18 protein-coding genes and 1 other annotated feature are annotated in these 18,217 nt (G+C 37.7%); of the genes, 11 read left to right on the forward strand and 7 right to left on the reverse strand.

What is annotated here, in order from left to right; genetic code table 11:
* Positions 1-352: 352 nt before the first annotated feature.
* Positions 353-1,513: an MFS transporter gene (locus J7E52_RS07700; protein WP_214744657.1), complete on the reverse strand. Its 1,161-nt coding sequence runs from the start codon at positions 1,511-1,513 to the stop codon at positions 353-355.
* Positions 1,514-1,701: 188 nt separating this feature from the next.
* On the opposite strand from J7E52_RS07700, the gene J7E52_RS07705 reads away from it, so the two are divergent.
* Together J7E52_RS07705 and J7E52_RS27360 are read left to right on the forward strand one after the other, a co-directional pair.
* Positions 1,702-1,935 (forward strand): hypothetical protein, encoded by a 234-nt coding sequence (locus J7E52_RS07705; protein WP_214744659.1) that lies wholly within the window; start codon positions 1,702-1,704, stop codon positions 1,933-1,935.
* Positions 1,914-2,120, forward strand: coding sequence for a hypothetical protein (locus J7E52_RS27360; protein ID WP_396020253.1), 207 nt, complete (start codon positions 1,914-1,916; stop codon positions 2,118-2,120). The genes J7E52_RS07705 and J7E52_RS27360 overlap by 22 nt, the downstream gene beginning before the upstream one ends.
* A gap of 146 nt (positions 2,121-2,266) precedes the next feature.
* Here the strand turns inward: J7E52_RS27360 and J7E52_RS07715 are convergent, their stop codons facing one another.
* The 3 genes from J7E52_RS07715 to J7E52_RS07725 all read right to left on the reverse strand — a co-directional run bounded on the left by J7E52_RS07715 (position 2,267) and on the right by J7E52_RS07725 (position 4,035).
* A complete protein-coding gene (locus tag J7E52_RS07715; RefSeq protein WP_214744661.1) occupies positions 2,267-2,644 on the reverse strand; it encodes a hypothetical protein in 378 nt (125 codons plus the stop codon).
* A 512-nt stretch (positions 2,645-3,156) separates the two neighbouring features.
* Positions 3,157-3,564, reverse strand: coding sequence for an HTH domain-containing protein (locus J7E52_RS07720; protein WP_214744663.1), 408 nt, complete (start codon positions 3,562-3,564; stop codon positions 3,157-3,159).
* 246 nt (positions 3,565-3,810) lie between these two features.
* A complete protein-coding gene (locus J7E52_RS07725; RefSeq protein WP_214744665.1) occupies positions 3,811-4,035 on the reverse strand; it encodes a hypothetical protein in 225 nt (74 codons plus the stop codon).
* Positions 4,036-4,124: 89 nt separating this feature from the next.
* Here J7E52_RS07725 and J7E52_RS07730 point away from each other — a divergent pair, with 89 nt between their 5' ends.
* The 4 genes from J7E52_RS07730 (at position 4,125) to J7E52_RS07745 (ending at position 9,409) form a co-directional block, all read left to right on the forward strand.
* Positions 4,125-5,075, forward strand: coding sequence for a hypothetical protein (locus J7E52_RS07730; protein WP_214744667.1), 951 nt, complete (start codon positions 4,125-4,127; stop codon positions 5,073-5,075).
* Between the two features lie 454 nt (positions 5,076-5,529).
* Positions 5,530-5,766: a binding site (T-box leader), on the forward strand.
* Between the two features lie 58 nt (positions 5,767-5,824).
* A complete protein-coding gene (locus J7E52_RS07735; protein WP_214744669.1) occupies positions 5,825-7,174 on the forward strand; it encodes an amino acid permease in 1,350 nt (449 codons plus the stop codon).
* Between the two features lie 230 nt (positions 7,175-7,404).
* On the forward strand, positions 7,405-8,061 hold the full coding sequence (locus J7E52_RS07740) for a phosphatase PAP2 family protein (RefSeq protein ID WP_214744671.1): 657 nt from the start codon (positions 7,405-7,407) through the stop codon (positions 8,059-8,061).
* Between the two features lie 145 nt (positions 8,062-8,206).
* On the forward strand, positions 8,207-9,409 hold the full coding sequence (locus tag J7E52_RS07745) for a hypothetical protein (RefSeq protein ID WP_214744673.1): 1,203 nt from the start codon (positions 8,207-8,209) through the stop codon (positions 9,407-9,409).
* Between the two features lie 142 nt (positions 9,410-9,551).
* Here the strand turns inward: J7E52_RS07745 and J7E52_RS07750 are convergent, their stop codons facing one another.
* The 3 genes from J7E52_RS07750 to J7E52_RS07760 all read right to left on the reverse strand — a co-directional run bounded on the left by J7E52_RS07750 (position 9,552) and on the right by J7E52_RS07760 (position 12,876).
* Positions 9,552-10,940 (reverse strand): L-cystine transporter, encoded by a 1,389-nt coding sequence (locus J7E52_RS07750; protein ID WP_214744675.1) that lies wholly within the window; start codon positions 10,938-10,940, stop codon positions 9,552-9,554.
* A gap of 233 nt (positions 10,941-11,173) precedes the next feature.
* Positions 11,174-12,313 carry a DUF4179 domain-containing protein gene (locus J7E52_RS07755; RefSeq protein WP_214744677.1) on the reverse strand — a complete coding sequence of 380 codons (1,140 nt, stop codon included), beginning with the start codon at positions 12,311-12,313 and terminating at the stop codon, positions 11,174-11,176.
* Positions 12,310-12,876 (reverse strand): sigma-70 family RNA polymerase sigma factor, encoded by a 567-nt coding sequence (locus J7E52_RS07760; RefSeq protein WP_214744679.1) that lies wholly within the window; start codon positions 12,874-12,876, stop codon positions 12,310-12,312. The genes J7E52_RS07755 and J7E52_RS07760 overlap by 4 nt, the downstream gene beginning before the upstream one ends.
* A gap of 374 nt (positions 12,877-13,250) precedes the next feature.
* Between J7E52_RS07760 and J7E52_RS07765 the strand changes: the two genes are divergently transcribed.
* The 5 genes from J7E52_RS07765 (at position 13,251) to J7E52_RS07785 (ending at position 18,176) form a co-directional block, all read left to right on the forward strand.
* A complete protein-coding gene (locus J7E52_RS07765) occupies positions 13,251-13,748 on the forward strand; it encodes a GNAT family N-acetyltransferase (RefSeq protein ID WP_309476862.1) in 498 nt (165 codons plus the stop codon).
* A gap of 131 nt (positions 13,749-13,879) precedes the next feature.
* Entirely contained in the window at positions 13,880-14,350 is a 471-nt protein-coding gene (locus J7E52_RS07770) for a VOC family protein (protein ID WP_214744681.1), read from the forward strand.
* 13 nt (positions 14,351-14,363) lie between these two features.
* Positions 14,364-15,968, forward strand: a complete 1,605-nt coding sequence (locus J7E52_RS07775) for an ATP-binding protein (RefSeq protein WP_286197552.1) — start codon at positions 14,364-14,366, stop codon at positions 15,966-15,968.
* Positions 15,969-15,970: 2 nt separating this feature from the next.
* Positions 15,971-16,675, forward strand: a complete 705-nt coding sequence (locus J7E52_RS07780) for a response regulator (RefSeq protein WP_214744685.1) — start codon at positions 15,971-15,973, stop codon at positions 16,673-16,675.
* Positions 16,676-16,865: 190 nt separating this feature from the next.
* Entirely contained in the window at positions 16,866-18,176 is a 1,311-nt protein-coding gene (locus J7E52_RS07785) for a CitMHS family transporter (RefSeq protein ID WP_214744687.1), read from the forward strand.
* Positions 18,177-18,217 lie beyond the last annotated feature (41 nt).

Here is an 18,217-nt window from a genome sequence, read left to right on the forward strand (position 1 = left end):
CAATAAGGCTTTTAAAGTTTTACTTCTCACGAACATTCCCCTTCCAAAGGCAAGTTTAAGCTCACTTTGTGTTTAATAGATATTTTAATTCATAACTTTATAGTAATACAAAGTGAGAGGAACGAAATTCCAATTTTGAAATGGGGCGTTGCTGTTTTGAGATGCTTATTTATTTGTTGAATGGAAAAGCTATTGCTTACCGTCTACCTCACGAACTAGTTGGATGGTTTGAATCGTCTAGACTTATTTGTAGTTAGTTATTGTAACTGCCCTTAAAATATCTGGCCAGATAAGTGTAGACAATTCAGTGTTTTCTACAATGACTCTGTTTCAGAGAATCCGTAGAATTAAATCAAGCTTCCTCTGCGGTATCGAGCCTCGTTCCGTATATCCGATAAAGAACCAAAGCGAATACCATTCCTATAAAGGAGATGGAGGAAATGAACAAGTAAAGGGTCTTCCCGCCATATGCTCCATATATGGCTCCACCTATATAAGAAGCAATGATTCCCGAAACCCCGAAGAATAGCAGCGCCAGTACGGTCTGGCCTGTGGCACGCCATTCCACCGGAACAATCCGGTAAAGATATTGGATGGCCGCCGAGTAGAAAATCGGGAAAGTCAATAGCTGCATGACTTGCAAATAAGCTAATAGCTGTGGATCGGTAATCCACGCAGAGACGAAATAACGGATAAAGAAAAACGCTGCTGCAAACGAAATGATGATGATTTCCTTACCTTTGCGCAGCCACCAAAAGCTTAGGGCGAATACAACGATTTCACTTCCCGCAGCCAAGAACCAGGTCAAGCCTACAAGCTTGGCACTTCCCCCAAGTTCCCGGATATATACTCCAAGGAAGGTATCGTTCATCCTTGCTGGAACAGCACAGATAAAGACCAATAACAGAAAGAGAAGCGTCTCTTTATTGCTGAAAAAATGCTTAAGGCTGCTTAAGGTGACAGGTTTCCCTGAAACGGGAGCATCAGGCATCATCCAACTGACAATGAAGCTGATCAAACCTATGCCTGCAAAAAGGAACGCAAGGCTGTTCGCTCCGAAATATGACATAACATAGCCGGTGATCAGCGATATGACCGCATAACCCAATGCACCATATGTCCGGATGGAGCCGTAGCTGATCCCGGATTTCTCTGCCATCGTAAAATTGAGGCTTTCCGTCAGGGGATCGATCGGCATCAGAAAGAAATATAGCAGCATGGCAAACAGGATGAGCTGAAGATAACTGCTTGAATCATAGAGGAAATAACCGATTACGCTCGAGAAAAAGATGAGTAACAGCAGGACTTTTCGTATAGTCCTTGTTTTATCGCTGATCATTCCCCATAAAGGCTGGGTGATGAGGGTGACAAAACCTCCTGTACCGATGATGAATCCGATTTGGGCTGGACGCAAACCTTGATCAGCCAGATAGACTGGGAGAAACGGAATGAAAATGGCAAGCAGTCCAAAATATAAAAAGTTAAAACTCTTTAATAATCGTATTGCTTTCATAAAAAATATGATACCTCACGTGTTCTATAGAGTGGATTGATTTCAGACCATGTTATTGTATCATTGATGACAGAATTTGAAAAAATAGTTTTAAAATAGATTTGGTTTCGAGGTTAAATCTCACTTTTAAAAAATGGATGTAAATGATAGAATTGACACTTATTGTTAATTTGAGAGGGTGGTAATTCATGGACCAGGACACAAAAGTGATTCAAGAGTTGCAGCAATTGAATCAAAAAGTAGGTCATCTTGAAGACTTATTAACGCAGCAACAGAATAAAAAGGAAAAAGCAGGACCATTTCGAATCTTCCTGGACGCAGTAGGCTCACTGCTATTTGGATTAATTGTTGTAGGACCGGTTATAGTGATTGTCGTTGGTGTTCTGATGGTGGCTGCATCATGGTTAGGGAAGGAGTTTTAAGCCTAGGCTTTTATGAATATATTGATTTGATTAGGCAAACAGGAGTTGTGTTAATTGTGGGGTTTTTTCAGCCGGAATTATTGATGATGGATAGGAAAATGACCTTTAAAGGCCGCGTCATTCCGGATATATCGGTTCTATTTCAATATAGGATATTAGAAGTTGTATATCCTATATTGAAATAGAACGGTGTCTTTAGTTGTTATTGGGGAAGCCTTTTCGTCATTGCTTATACGTTGGCTACTCATTTCGGTGGTCTAGTTCAGATGTTAGCTGCACTTGCGGGAATTAATTTCGGCTAGAGTTGAAGGTGGGCAATTACGCACTCTTTTTATTTGCTTTGCTCCAAATAAAAGATTTCTTCATTACCATCCCAATTAATTGTTATATGTATCGGCATACTCTCATTAGTAACTGAACAGCCGCTACATGAAGTTTGAATTTCAACGGTTGGTTCTTTATGGTTTGTCGTTTTCTGCTTAGTTTCACCATCATTAATTGAAATCTCCAAATTCTTGAAAAACACTTCGCTATCTAGATCTTTATATTTAAAAGTGAAAGTTCCATTTTCCGAATCTTCGGTTGCGGTTGCAACATACTCTCCCTTCCAATTATTGCTCTCCCCAGAAAGTTTTATGTATTTATCACCGTTACTACACCCAACCAAAACAGATAATAAAATAATCATAATAATTAACGTCTTTTTCATTATGTCCTCCAATCAGATATTAAGTTATACGTTAGATTTGTTTTCTTCATATAAATACTATAACAGGAAATATATGATAAAACAGAGTGACAAATAGGATAGAGTGGGAGGTCACGGTTTTGCCTTTCCATCTAATAATAGATGGGGAAGGAGACCATATGATACATTTCTTATTGAACTTAATTCAGAAATGGTAAAGAGATATTTATTACAGTAGAAACAATCTAATCCTGTCTGCGTTCGCCAAGAAACGGAAAAAGAACCACTCATCCTCCCAAAATAGTAGTGGTTCTTGGTTCTGACCAAGATTAAACTGATTAGAAAAGTGATTGCTCACTCTTGCAGTTGTCACCCTCATGTATCGAGCATTGGGGTGTTGTGGTTTTGTGAATATTCAGATAGTGAAAAGGGGGAGTTACTTAAGCATTATACTGAAACGTTTTGTTAGCCCTGGAAAAGCTCCGTTGCGTAAAAGCCAAACCCGGGTAAGTGTTTCATATATAAATAAATCATCATTTAAATATATATTGCAAAAAAAGGACTGTTACTGCAAGGTTGTATCTTTTCTCAATTGACAGAGAATCATTTTCTTTTATGAATTCTTCGATATCTTCACAGTCAAGATTAGAGAATAAGGAAATCGTCTCCACTGGTATACCAAGTTCATTGTTCAGTGCTTGAGTTATGGCGGAGACCCTTTCATTTGCATCGGTTGAAGGCACCCCGATAACTAAAAGGCCGGCCATATCTATTAGGTCCATCATTTCTGTTTGAGTTATCGCGGGTTGAATATTTTCACCATTTGCAAAATCTAGTATGACTTGCTCAGATATTCTGGTAATTTTACTTAATGATGCTGCGGGCATTTTATAATCATTTAGCAGAGTCCTTAATAACTCTTTAGGTTCATGACCAATCATCTTGAATAACCCTCTTTCACTTTTAACTCTATTATACTTTTAAGAGTAAGAATCAATAAACCGTGAAACAGCAGTTCTCCAGAGGCCTTACAACAAAATGTACGATTCTTCTTTTCTTGGAATAACAAGAAAAATCCTGAAAAATACCCTTATTTTAACTATTGAGACCAGGTAGTTAACAAAGGTGGAAAAATAAAAACCACACCTAAAAAAGGGTGTGGTTTCTTCCACTTTTTTTAGGTGTGGTTATTTTATTCTTTTTTCTAATAAAGCTTTAAATGTACTTGCTTCTTCTTCAATATTATTTCTATTTTTTATAGTTTTTTTTAATTGAATTATTCCAACTCCTAACATACAAAGGCCTAAAGGAATAAATAGAACTACAAAAGTTGTTTGTTTAATCATATTCGCACTAAATAAAATTAAAAGAAAGAATGTTAATACAGTCGTGTAATTAAAAATTCTATTCATATTTACCACCTTTTCTAAGGGAAATATTTACATCATACATCCATTATTATACAATTAAAACAAACACATGAGAAGAGGTATTTTGAGTAATGAAAAATTCCAATCGGATTTTTATGGTATTCCTGAGTTTAGTATTATTTACAGCGATAGTCTCTATTCATTCAAATGTACAAGCAATAACAGCTGATGGAATTGATGCAGCAAAAGCAGCTGAAGAAATTACTGGAACAGAACAATTAGTAAAAGCAGATGATGATGGTTCTATTAATAATGAAATTAATACTATTAAACTACCAGATCAATTTCTTAATGAAATTGTTGTAAGTAGTGACCCTAAAAATGAACCAGATATTAAAATTGGTATACCAAATGAAATGAAGCTTGGTAATCCAGTAGTAACAAAGGATGGCAGCTATCAATATAATGGTGAAGAGAATGTAGACTTAGTAATTCAACCTACTGAAGGTGGAGTAAGAAGTATTGTTAGTATTAATAATGAGAATGCACCTAATAAATATGATTTTAAACTAGATTTACCAGAAGGTCATAAATTAGTATTCTCTTCCGACTATTATGGAGAAGAATTAGCAATGGAAGATGATATTGAAGAGGTTTTTGTAGTTGATGAAAATAATATCATTCAAAGTATATTTGGAGAAGCATGGGCTAAAGATGCTAATGGTAATGATGTACCTACTCATTATGAAATTATAGATAATTCTTTAATACAAGTAGTTGAATTTAACAAAAATACAGCGTTTCCTGTATTAGCAGATCCTGATTGGGTTGCAATTGGGGCTTGTGCTGCGGCTTTAACATGGTTTGTGGGTTCAAATCTTTTCGTGGCGGCAAAGATTATTAAAGTAAAAAAATATATAAATGCATTAGGTGGTTTCAAAGAAACAGCAAAGCTTATTACAGGAGCTACAACTTGGGAGGAAAAACTGAGAGTAGGTGGATCTGCTCTTAAATCATTAGCAGCAGAAATAACTGGTGTCGCAGGGCTTTATGCGTGTAATAAATTTATAAAGAGAAAGTAACTATTAAATAAGTAATACGAGATCTAACCAAAGAATAGACCTCTCTCCTCAAAGGAAGGGAGTCTATTTCTTTTTGAATTCTTTTGCGAATGAGAGGTAGTTGGAATATAGAAAGGTGACTAAATAACCTTCAAAAAAAGGAAAAAAATTATAAAAAAAACACCGATTTAATGATGGTGGATTTTAGTTTATTGATTTTTTTTTCGTACTTTTCTTATTTTTTATACCAATTATACCAGAGGTCAACATTGTTAAACTAACGGGTGCATTAGCGCAATAAGAAAGACGGAAAGTGGCTTTCTTTTAAATAGAATTTTCTAATTCCATATGGCCGGATCACCACGATTTCCCATGATTTGTTTCTTTAAAAATATTATCCTAAGAAAGTTATTGACAAATTTACCTTGAGTCCGTATAGTATTGGATATTATTAAAAATATTCAGATATAATTTTTGAAACGCAATGAACAGGAGTAGTAAAAGCTCATTATTCGGTGAAGAGAGCTGCGGGTTGGTGCAACGCAGTCCAATGATACTTTGAACTTGCCTGGGAGTGGTAAAGCGAAAGATAGGAATGATTCCATTCTTTTGTTTTAACGATTAACCTTCGTTACAAGGTTTTTAAAGCAGGGTTCATTAAAGAGCCAATAAGAGTGGTACCGCGGTAAGCTTAAGGCATATCGTCTCTTTCTTCATTTGATTATGAAGGAAGAGACGATATGCTTTTTTGATTTTTGGGAGGTAAGGATATGGAAACGGACAAACGGAATTTACAGAGGACAATGACTTCAAGGCATATTACGATGATGGCATTAGGCGGTGCAATCGGGGCAGGTTTATTTAAAGGAAGCAGTTCAGCCATTGATATGGCAGGCCCTTCCGTAATCATTGCGTACTTGATAGGAGGAATCATCCTATTATTCATCATGCAAGGTTTAGCTGAAATGGCGGTCCGCAATAGCGGTGCACGAACATTCAGGGATTTGGTCCAATCGATCTTAGGAAAGTATCCTGCCTATTTCCTGGATTGGATCTATTGGAAAATGTGGGTATTGAATATCGCGGCCGAATCAGTGGTTGCAGCGATTTTCATTCAATATTGGCTGCCTGGATATCCAATCTGGATACTGGCATTAGCTGTTTCGGTTTTAGTTACTGCGGTTAACTTGCTGTCGGTAAAGGTTTTTGCTGAAACGGAGTACTGGCTTGCTTTAATTAAGATTACGGTCATCATTGTGTTCATCATGGCTGGATTATTGTTGCTGCTCGTTACTTTTGGTGATCATACCGCGGTCGGTTTTTCTAACTTGACCGAACATGGCGGTTTCTTTCCGAATGGATCGACAGGTTTGATCACGGCGATGCTGGTGGTAATCTATTCATATGGCGGTACGGAAATCATCGGGGTCACATTAGCTGAAACGAAAAATCCTGAAAAAGTGGTTCCAAAGGCCGTTCGCAGTACATTGGTCAGGATCATTTCTTTCTATATCATTCCTTTTTTCATCATCGTTAGCTTAATTCCTTGGAACGAAGTAAACGGGGTGAAGGAAAGCCCGTTTGTAATGGTCTTTCAAATGATCGGGATTCCAGGTGCCGACCATATCATGAATGCCGTTGTTCTATTAGCGATCATATCATCGATGAACTCCGGGTTGTATGGTTCATCCCGCGTTCTGTATACACAAGCCGTGGATGGTCGCGTTCCGAAAATCTTTTCCCGTTTATCCAAGAAGAAAGTACCTGTTCCCGCAATATTGATGTGTACTTCCGCTTTATATGGCGGTGTATTGATTTCCTTATTTGCTGGAAGCAAGACCTTCGATTTCCTAATGGGTTCGCTGGGATATACCGTGTTATTCATCTGGTTGATCATTGCTTTCGCCCATTTGAAATCACGTAAACAACAGTCCGGAAAAACAAGTGCCTATTCGGTAAAATGGTTCCCTTATACGACTTGGGCTGCGATCATCGCTTTAATAACGATTCTGATCGGAATCATTTTCACGACTTCCATAATCGTTACGGTCATTACACTTTGCATCTACATCTTCATTTCCTTAACGTTTGTATGGAAAAAACGCCATAACCAAATCTAGAGAAAGCGGCGATAATACTTTTGCCTTCTCACATATAAGTTTCCGTTTCAAGCCGTGGTATGTTTGCCACGGCTTTCTTCATGTATTCTTGGCCTCATGAAAAGTAAGAGATAACCATTTTACTAGTTCATGGGAATCATTAACTTTAGCAATTAAAGAGTTAATCTAGTGAAAAATGTTGTATAATAATCTTTGGAAAAAACCAATATATTGAAAAGTCGGAGCGAGCTATGAAAAACAATTCCTTACTATCCTTTCACCCGTTATATTATTTAATACTTTTGGTGATTACTAGTTCCATCTATTCAATCATCAATCAATCTTCAGGTCATGCTGTCGATGTTACGACTGTAATAGATGGGGAGATTCCCTTTATTAAAGAATTTGTTGTTCCTTATTTACTTTGGTATCCGTATATTTATGGATTGCTGATTTACTACTGTTTCGTTGACCGAAAGCAGTATTTCATAGGATTAGGCTGCTTGATATCGGGGAAACTTTTCTGTTTTCTTGTATATTGCCTTTGGCAAACGACAGTTCCGCGTCCAGAAGTGGTGGGCAATGATATCTTTGCCCAGTTAATGCGATTCGTCTATAGTCATGATCAACCTGTCAACTGTCTTCCCAGCATACATGTACTGACTACATTCATCATGATGATCGTCGCCCATAAGCGGAAAGAACAGCACAAATGGGAGTATGCCAGTGTCACTGCCTTCGGAACACTGATCATCCTCTCCACGCTATTTACGAAACAGCATGCTGTATTGGATGTACTCGCAGGAATACTCCTTGCATGTGGCGTATATGCAGCTGTCCAGTATATGTTCCAAGCGCTATCGGCTTTTCAGGCCAATCATTACGCAGCGAGGCAAATTAAAAAGTGACCATATGAAAAAAGCCACCGTAAGAATATTCGCTCCCATGAGCTGATATGTTACAGTGGCTTTTTTTGTTTCAATCGAAAATTGGATATTTATGTTAAATTATATATGGTATTATGTTTTTAACCTAATGGAGGGGAGAAAAAGAATGCCTCATCATCTTAATCGGATTGCTGAAGACTTGGTTAAAGCAAAGTTGAAAAATTATTGGCCGGGTTTTGAACTTGTTGCGTATGCATTATATGATAAGAGCAATGTTTATCTATTCAATCATCCTAAATTAAGTAACAATTCACAATGTACATATCATACTTTAAGCTGGGATGTACAGTTTACTGGTGACACAATCATTATGTATGAAGAATATCCCACTGCAATTGTTAATATGGATTACTATGAGGAATATGAAGATTTGTATTCAATACTGGTTCATAAAATATTTCACGGCTATCAGTATATAAAGGATGAAAAACGGTTTCCTGATGAAATGATGGGAATCACATATCCGTTGTCAAAAGAAAATGTGGAATTACGAAATCAGGAACGAACAAATCTTTATCGTGCCTTGTTGGAAAATAACATAATTAAGAAGAAACAATACCTTAATGCTTTCATTGTCCTAAGGGAAAAAAGAGCAGCCATGATTGAAGAGTACCTAACATATGAGAAATTGATTGAAACCATTGAGGGACCTGCGTGGTATGTCGAATTGAGGGCTTACTCGGAAAAAAGCCCGCTTGGTTACCATTCAGTTTTAAAAAAGTATGCACAACAACTAATAAACAAATATGAATCTACTTCTAGTATTAGAAGAAGTTGTTATAGTTCCGGTTTGCTTATGTGTTTGTTACTGGAGGAGCTTTCACCAGGCTGGATGGAATGTTTTTTTGATAGAGAAGATATATTATATGACCTATTAAAACAGCAGTCCTGTGATTATATGGATTATTCAATAGCTGATGTGCAAATAAGTTCTGAAACAGAGGAAGTCATTAATTTTGCTATAGAAAAGAGAATTAAAGCATTTAATGAGTTTAATAAACAAGCAGGTATTCATCTATATATTGAAGGGGAAATAACTGCTGTATCCTTTGACCCGATGAATATCATCCCATTAGAAGATAGACTGTTACATAAGAGCTTTATAAAAGTAAGAATGAACAATCAAGATTTTCTTATTCAACAACAGGTTATTGACCATGTCGATGATGGAGTTCAAAACATAAATAAATTACACCTTATATTAGAGAATAAACCCATTGAAAACATTGATTCGCTTACAATTGATGGTGTTGGAGAAATAAAGGGAAGATATAAGAAGCAAGAAAATATCTTGCATATACTTATTTAAAATGAATTTTATCTTAACTTGGGTTTCAATCATCATTCCCGTATTATTTTTTGCACCAAGAATTTTGGCTGAATTGAATGTTCAGCCCATGAAAAAAAAAACATCGAACCTCCCATGACAGGAAGTCCGATGCTTTTTTATTTTACATTTCTGCTTCAATTTTCAAAGATGATTCTTCGCTGAATTGTTCTTTATCCAGGTCACCAGTTATTTTACTTGTCAGAATACCGGAAGTCATGCTACCGCTGACATTCACAGCTGTTCTTCCCATATCGATCAATGGCTCGACGGAAATCAAAATACCAGCCAAAGCGATTGGCAAGTTCATTGCAGATAATACTAGAATGGCAGCGAATGTTGCTCCTCCACCTACACCTGCAACCCCGAAAGAGCTAATGGCCACGACGGCAATCAACATGGCTATAAAGGAAGGCGATAGTGGGTCGATTCCTACCGTTGGAGCGATCATGACCGCTAACATGGCCGGATAGATGCCGGCACAGCCATTTTGACCGATCGACAAGCCGAAGGATCCGGCAAAGTTGGCAATTCCTTCGGACACCCCTAGTTGTTTCTGTGTTTGGATGTTCAATGGAAGTGCTCCTGCACTTGTTCTCGAAGTGAAGGCAAACGATAATACCGGGAAAGCTTTTCTCAAATATACGATTGGATTCAATCCTGAAATCGTCAGCAATAACAAATGGATGAGGAACATGACAATCAGGGCGACATAAGAGGCACCGACGAATTTCCCCAATTTCAGGATGGCATCCAAATCACTCGTAGCTACTGTCTTCGTCATGATCGCCAAGATTCCGTATGGTGTTAAACGAAGGATCAATGTGACTACGCGCATGGTGATGCTGTGCAATGTATCTACTATTTTAGCAAAAAATTCAGCTTGTTCAGGCTGCTTCCTTTTGACCCCTAAATAGGCAATCCCAAGAAATGCGGCAAAAATCACAACTGAAATGGTTGATGTCGGTCGTGCTCCCGTTAAATCAAGGAACGGATTGGACGGAATCAATTCAAGGATTTGCTGCGGCATCGTTTTATCCTGAATCGTACCGTAAGTTTCCGTTATTTCATCCCCGCGGCTTAACTCTGCATCCCCTTGGTCAATTTGAACGGCTTCCAAATTGAACACAGTTGCCGAGGTGATCCCGACGGCTGCTGCAATCGCAGTCGTTCCAAGCAGGATTCCGATGATCAGGACACTGATCTTTCCGATATTGCTGGTTAGTTTCAATCTTGTAAATGCTGATAAGATCGAAATGAAGACAAGCGGCATAACGATCATTTGCAGGAACTTGACATAGCCTGAACCTACAATGTTAAACCAATCGACCGATTTAACGATCGCTTCTGACTGAGGTTCATAGAAATACTGCAAAAGAAGTCCGAATACAATCCCTAAACCAAGTCCAGTAAAGACCCTTTTTGTAAAGGAAACATGCTTCTTATTCATGTAAAATAAAACGCCTAAAAGAACGAGCATTATGGCAAGATTTAAAAACACATAACCAATCATATATATTCCTCCTAATTCCGATTAACCAAATGAGAATAATAAATATCTGATGATTATGATACATCATCCGTTGATTTTTTACCAGAAGAAAATAATTTATTTTTGACTTTTGAAGGAATTCATGTATTTATCTCTATTCATGGACTGAATAAGAAGTCACAAAAAAGAGATATACATGAACCTTTCTCCACTCTGGGATCTAGGGTTCAGTATACCTCTTGAAGGTAATATTGTTATTTCTTCAAATCAATCACGATATCATCCAATACCAACTCTTTTGGAGCACTACTCGGTTTTGTTGGGAAAGATGACACCTTTTCTTCACCATCTTCCGTTATGGTTACTTCTCCGTGGTTCTCTGAAGTGAAATTACGTAATGTTACATGTGGTGTCGCAATCAGTTTCGTAGCGTTTGGATCGATTTTTTGAAATGTTTTGCTGAAGTTCAAATTATAAGAATCGATACCGCTTCCTCCGTTACCTTGACCAGCATACACATTTCCTAAGTCATCTTTAATGGACAACTCCACATAGGCTTCATGCCATTTGTTTTTAACTGAGTCGGACACTTCTTGATGATAATCAACCACAAAGGACATTGGCGAGATCGATAGTTTTTCGACGGATACTTTTACACCATGTTGATTCACACTTTTATTGATGACCTTCTCGTTACTTTCAATTGCCTTTAGAGAGAAGGCAAAGTCCCAATTTCCTTTTATCTCTTTATCCATGTCGGTAATACTAATGCTGTTTATATTCCAGTCTATATTTACCTTTTCTACTTTAAGATCTTCTAAGTTACTAACCGTTAATAAGCCTACATATTTTTTATCAGCTACTTTTGAAATTCCATCCGATCCTCCTTGTGCTTTCATTTCTTTTATATTCGGGCTGGGAACATAGAATGATCCGTCACCCAAATCTTCTTCGCTTTCAATAGTATAAGTGATGGTTACCGTTTTTCCGTCATAAATGGCGTCATTTATCGTGAAAGTAAGTCCATTGCTTTCTTCGGTAAAGCCAATTTCGTTAGAGTAGGCCTTATAATCACTATAAAGACCCTTTCCATTATTCTTGATATCCTCGGAGAGACCTGAGTTTTCATTACTAAAATAGCTGAAAATATCTCCCATCGAAGGAATGCTTTTAGCAGAAGCCGTGAACGATAAACCAATCGTTGCGGTGGATAACCCGAATATAATCGAAGCAGCCAGAACATTCTTTTGCCAACGTTTCATTTTTTTCTTCTTGCTTATTGATTTTTTTAGGGACCTTTTGACTTTAGCTTTTTCTAGTTCGGATACTTCCATTTCCTTAAATTCAGTTTCGTCTATGTCTATATCATTTAATAATTCATAAATATCCTTCATACGACACTGCCTCCTAACTTAAGATTCGTAGCTTTTTGACTTAGCTTCTTTTTTCCCCTATAAATTCGATTATCTATTGATGCTTTGGTCAACCCAAGTTTTATCGAAATATCCTCATTTTTTATACCAAGAAAGTACTTCATGATAAAAATATCCCGATCTACAGGCTCTAAAAGGTCAATTAACTGAAGTAGTTCTTTTCTGTCCTCCAGTATAATTAGTTCGTCTTCTGCAGATTTTTCTGTATCTACTTCTGTGTAACCTGATGTAAGCTCCATTTTCTTCATGGCTTTTCGGTAATAATCAATCGCTTTAAACTTAGCGATCGCACAAATCCATTTTCTGAAATCTGATGTATCCCCATGGAACTTTTTTGAATTGTTCCAGATTGAAAGAAAGATATCATTGATGCATTCTTCCATGACACCGTCGTTCCTAAGAGGAGAGAGAACCTTATATGTAACCCCCTTGATTAGTGGCAAATAGGTATCCACTATAAATTCCAATGCGTCTTCTTCTTGGCGTTGCAACCGCTCGATAAAATTTATATCAGTAGACTTCATGACATGATTCCCCTTGTTTTTTTGTAAAAGCTTTTACACTTAATACAACGTGTGTAAAAAGATTTATTCTCAACTAATTTTGGGTTTTTATAGAAATTAGTGGGTATGATGGTTCCATTCGCACTTGGAATGATACGGTATTGAGGGTATCAAATTTTATCAGTATGCGACAGTGTTATCCATATAAACGGTTTGTTGGCAAAAATCGAACGATTAAAAATAGATTCCTTAACAAAAACACTTGATTGCTGCTAAAGACTGTTGAATGAAGAAATATTCATCAGGAAGGATAAGCCCTTGGTTTTCTTGAATGATATATCAGGCGGTATATGCTTAGCGTTTTTTTTGAAAGGGTGAAGGAATGATGGATATATATTGACAGGCTTAATGAACAGGATGCACAAGCGTTATTTGCATTTGAATGCAATAATAGAAGGTTTTTCGAGCAAACGGTCCCAGGCCGGGGAGATGATTATTATAGCTTTGGAACGTTTGAGATCAGGCATAAGGAATTATTAAAAGAACAAGAAGATGCTATCTCCTCTTTTTATTTGATTAAGGATGGTTCAGGCATTTTCGTCGGCAGGATCAATCTTGTGGATATTGACCCCATTAATGGTACGGCTTCTGTCGGCTATAGAATCGGTGAAGCGTTTACGCAAAAAGGGATTGCGAATGAAGCTTTAAGGCTTTTGGTGACTCTGGCGCCGGAATTGAATGTGACTCAAATACATGCCAAAACGACAATCGACAATATTGCCTCCCAAAAGGTATTGGTGAAAAACGGTTTTGAACGGATTTCGATTAATGAGGAAAATAGTGCGGATACGGGTCAAAAGCTAATATTCTACCATTATAGTAAGAACTTATAAATCCATTTTCTTCTATTAATATACCGCATAAATTGCAAAGGATGTAAGAGATATAGCAATGAAGAAATAATCGCGAGATAGTTTCCCGACAAAAGAGTTCATTTACTTAAACGGAAAAAGGAGAATGTAATATGATAGAAGGTTTATATGAAGCCCATTTACCCGTCAAGGACCTGGCCATCTCAATGGATTTTTATAAGAAAATAGGCTTGAAACTAGCTTGGAGGGATGAAGATACGGCCTTCTTTTGGATGGAGGAAAACAAAAGCTGGGTAGGCTTGTGGGAAGGGAAGGAATATCAAACTACATACCACCCTTCACTAAGGCATATCGCATTTCGGGTAACTTATGATAATATGAAAAATGCATTAACTTGGCTCCAATCTCTAAAAATTGAAGTCGTCCCTTTTGGAAAAAGGACAACGATTGAACCTTTTGTGCGTCCGAACCAAGGAAACGCTTCCGTCTATTTCAATGATCCTGATGGCAATAGTCTGGAACTTATGTGTTCGGTAAAAGTCCCTGATGCATATAAGCATATGAACGAAAAACTTTCACTTGAAGAATGGGAAGAACTATTAACTCAATACGGAAAGGCTTAGAGCATAAATGCGGATGTTTAAAATTAGAGTGAACTTATTAACTCAAATAACATTACTTATCATATTCGTTGTTTTTATCAGTACCTTGCTTGTGAGCATTCTATTCTCTACACTGCTCGAAGACATCGTCGAAAAAAATATGGGAAAGCAAGCAATGACGGTGGCAAAATTAGCGGCTCAAAATCCAACCATCATCCAGGGTTTTAACGATGATCAGCCATCAGAGGTGATTCAACCCGCATCAGAAATGATTCGTAAAACAACGGGTGCCGATTATGTAACCATTGCGAACGATAAAGGACTTCGCTACTCTCATCCTAATCCAGACTATATTGGGAAGCCTACGGCTACTAGTAATGATGCAGTACTCAATGAACACAAATCAATTATTTATGAAGGAAATGGGATATCGGGTCCAGCGATTAAAGCTAAGGCGCCCATCTGGAATGATAAAGGCGAAGTTATCGGTGTTTCATCTGTAGGGTTTTTGGTAGAGAATGTGCAAGATCAACTATCCAATTATAAAATGAAGATCATTCATTTGTCACTTATCCCAATCGGTGTAGGAATCGTATGGGCAATATTTATAGCACGACGCTTAAAAAAGCTTATTTTAGGTTTGGAGCCGGAGGAAATTTCTTTTCTTTTTCAAGAAAGGGAAGCGACACTTGATGCCATCCGATATGCTACCATTACGATCAATATAGAAAAACAGGTTACTTCCATGAATAAAAGAGCACGTGAATTGTTTCATGATCATCAGCTTATGGTGGGAAAGCGGGTTGTGAATGAGCATTTAGTACAACTTATCAAAATGGTAATCAGCACAAAGGAGGGGCAGTTCAATCGTAAGTTACTTTTAGGCCAACAGCTATACATTTTGGATTTATCCCCAATTCTAAATCATAATGACGTCAGGGGCATCGTTTTAACAATAAGAACAGTATCCGAAATTGAACAATTAACAGATGAATTTTCAGAAATCAAGGCCTTTTCAGAAAATATGCGGGCACAAAACCATGAGTTTTTAAATAAATTAAATACCATTTATGGATTACTTAGTTTAAAACAATATGATAGGGCATTGAATATCATCTCTTCTGAAGTGAGGGAGAGGCAAGATATCATTTCGTTTCTTATGTCATCTGTTAAAGATCCGTTAATCGCCGCCTGTTTACTTGGAAAGATAAACCGTTCAAAAGAATTGCAGGTTATATTAGAAATAGAACAGGAAAGCAATTTAAACAGTTCATTAAAGCCTGAGGATTCCCATCACTTGGTTTCCGTTATTGGTAATGTCATCGATAATGCGATGGAGGCAGCACGGCATAAAAACAAAAATGAGGGAAAGGTCAAAGTTTCGTTTACGGATTTAGGAAACGAAATTATATTTGATATCGAGGATAACGGTCCAGGTATCCCTCATGCAATGGAAGATATTATTTTTATAGATGGTTATACGACTAAAAATGGGGATAATCATGGGATCGGCTTGGCCATTGTAAAAAACTCCATTGGTCTTTTAGGTGGTGAAATTTATATTGATCACAGTTATTTGGGCGGAGCAAGATTTACTATCGTCTTCCCGAAGGATTTAAAAGCTGAAAAGGAGGCGTAAGAATGTCCAAAGGACCGATTACAGTCGTCATTGTTGAAGATGACGAGAATGCAGTGAATATATATAAACACTTTACGAATCAACTAGATCAATTTACTGTCATTGCTACAGCCAGCACTGGCAAGCAAGCATTAAATATATTACATGCCGCACAGCCGGACCTGATTTTATTGGATATCTTTTTACCGGATATGAATGGAATTGACCTTCTTCGGGAAATTAGAAGGGAATACCGGGGGATTGATGTAATTCTGATCACAGCCGCGAATGATACCGAAACAGTCAGTGAAGCGATTAGGGGTGGGGCTTTTGGTTACCTAATAAAACCCATCATTATCGATAAGCTTTTAGCGACGCTCAACCAATACGACCTGACTAGACAGCAGCTGCATAATAACAACTTAGTAAATCAAGATAATGTGGATACTCTTTTTCGGACCATAAGTAACCCAATTAAAGCAAATGATGTCCACTTAAATCCTCTTCCCAAGGGAATTGACAAACATACCTTGAAAATGGTCAGAAGTAAGATTCAAAACGTCAATGGCAGTTTAAGCGCTGATGAACTTGGTCAACTCGTTGGAATTAGCTATTCGACCATGCGCAGATATCTGGAGTATTTAGTTTCCTGTAATGAAATGGAAGTCGAGGTTTTGTATGGCAGTGTAGGTAGGCCTGAAAGAAAATACAAAATAAAACAACTATAAATCCCTGTTGATGAAATTTGCTTTCATCAACAGGGGTTTTTCTTTTTCAGGCGTGAAAAAAATGAATAAAACTCCATTTATAAAAAAAACTCTTATTACTTTCTTTATATGTGAATAAGGTTTATTGGATGATAGTCTCTAAAGAAAGCGCTGTCAAATAAGATGGTGGAAAACAGAAGGGAGCTAGAAGATGTTATCCATTTTAGGATTTTCCATGATTGCAGTATTCATGTACTTAATTATGTCGAAGCGGCTATCGGCATTAGTGGCCATTATGCTCGTTCCAATCATATTTGGAGTGATCGGAGGATTTTTTACAGAACTGGGACCCATGATGCAGGATGGTGTTGAAGGAATAGCTTCCACAGCCATAATGATTTTATTTGCGATTTTATATTTTGGAATAATGATAGATTCCGGTTTATTCGATCCTCTAATTTCCAAAATATTAAAAATAGTAAAAGGAGATCCTTTAAAGATAGTGTTGGGAACCGCTATTCTCTCAATGACTGTTGCATTAGATGGGGACGGGACAACTACTTACATCATTACCGTCTCAGCGCTTTTACCCCTTTATAAGCGTCTGGGCATGAACAAAATAATATTAGCGACTGTAGCCATGTTATCCATGGGTGTAATGAATATGACACCGTGGGGGGGAGCTTCCGCCATGGCAATGGCTTCGTTAAATCTTGATGCATCGGAATTGTTCTTGCCAATGCTTCCGGTCATGGGTTTCGGCCTCATTTGGGTTCTGGTCGCGGCTTTTATATTGGGAAAAGGGGAACGAAAGAGATTAGGCGTAGTGGAGATCCAGCATAATCACACAAAAGAAATGAATTCGGAGGCTAATTCTGAATTAGCCGCAACAACGGTCTCCCGTGATTATCGCAGACCGAAATTGGTTTGGTTCAACTTCATTTTAACGATTGTGCTCATGACCTCATTAATCATTGATTTTATGTCTTTGACCATTTTATTCATGATTGCGTTCGCCGTTGCGTTATTGGTCAATTATCCTGATTTGAAAGATCAGCAGGATCGAATCGCCGTTCATTCGAAAAATGCATTGGCCGTTGTTTCAATTGTCATTGCAGCCGGGATCTTTACCGGCATCATGTCTGGAACGAAAATGATTGATGCAATGGCCATTACGTTGGTTTCGCTAATTCCAGAACCTTTAGGACCATTTTTACCGGTTATTGTAGCGTATGCAAGTGCCCCTTTTACTTTCTTTATGTCTAATAATGCATTCTATTTTGGCGTACTTCCAATTATCGCTCAGGCCGCTGATGCTTATGGAATAAGCGCGGCAGAAATAGGGCGCGCCTCGTTAATAGGGCAACCGATACACGTATTGAGTCCTTTGGTAGCTGCAGCACATTTGCTAATAGGTTTAGTGGGCACTGACTTTGGGGATTTACAGCGGTTTGCCGTGAAATGGGCATTAGGGACTGTCACTGTTATGACAATAGCAGCGATAATCTTGGGAGTCATATAGTCACTATCTTGCCGATCATGCAACGATATTTTTTAAATTGG

Origin of the sequence: Bacillus sp. ISL-34 (genome assembly GCF_018613325.1) — a bacterium.
In the GTDB taxonomy this organism is placed as follows: Bacteria; Bacillota; Bacilli; order Bacillales; family DSM-1321; genus Peribacillus.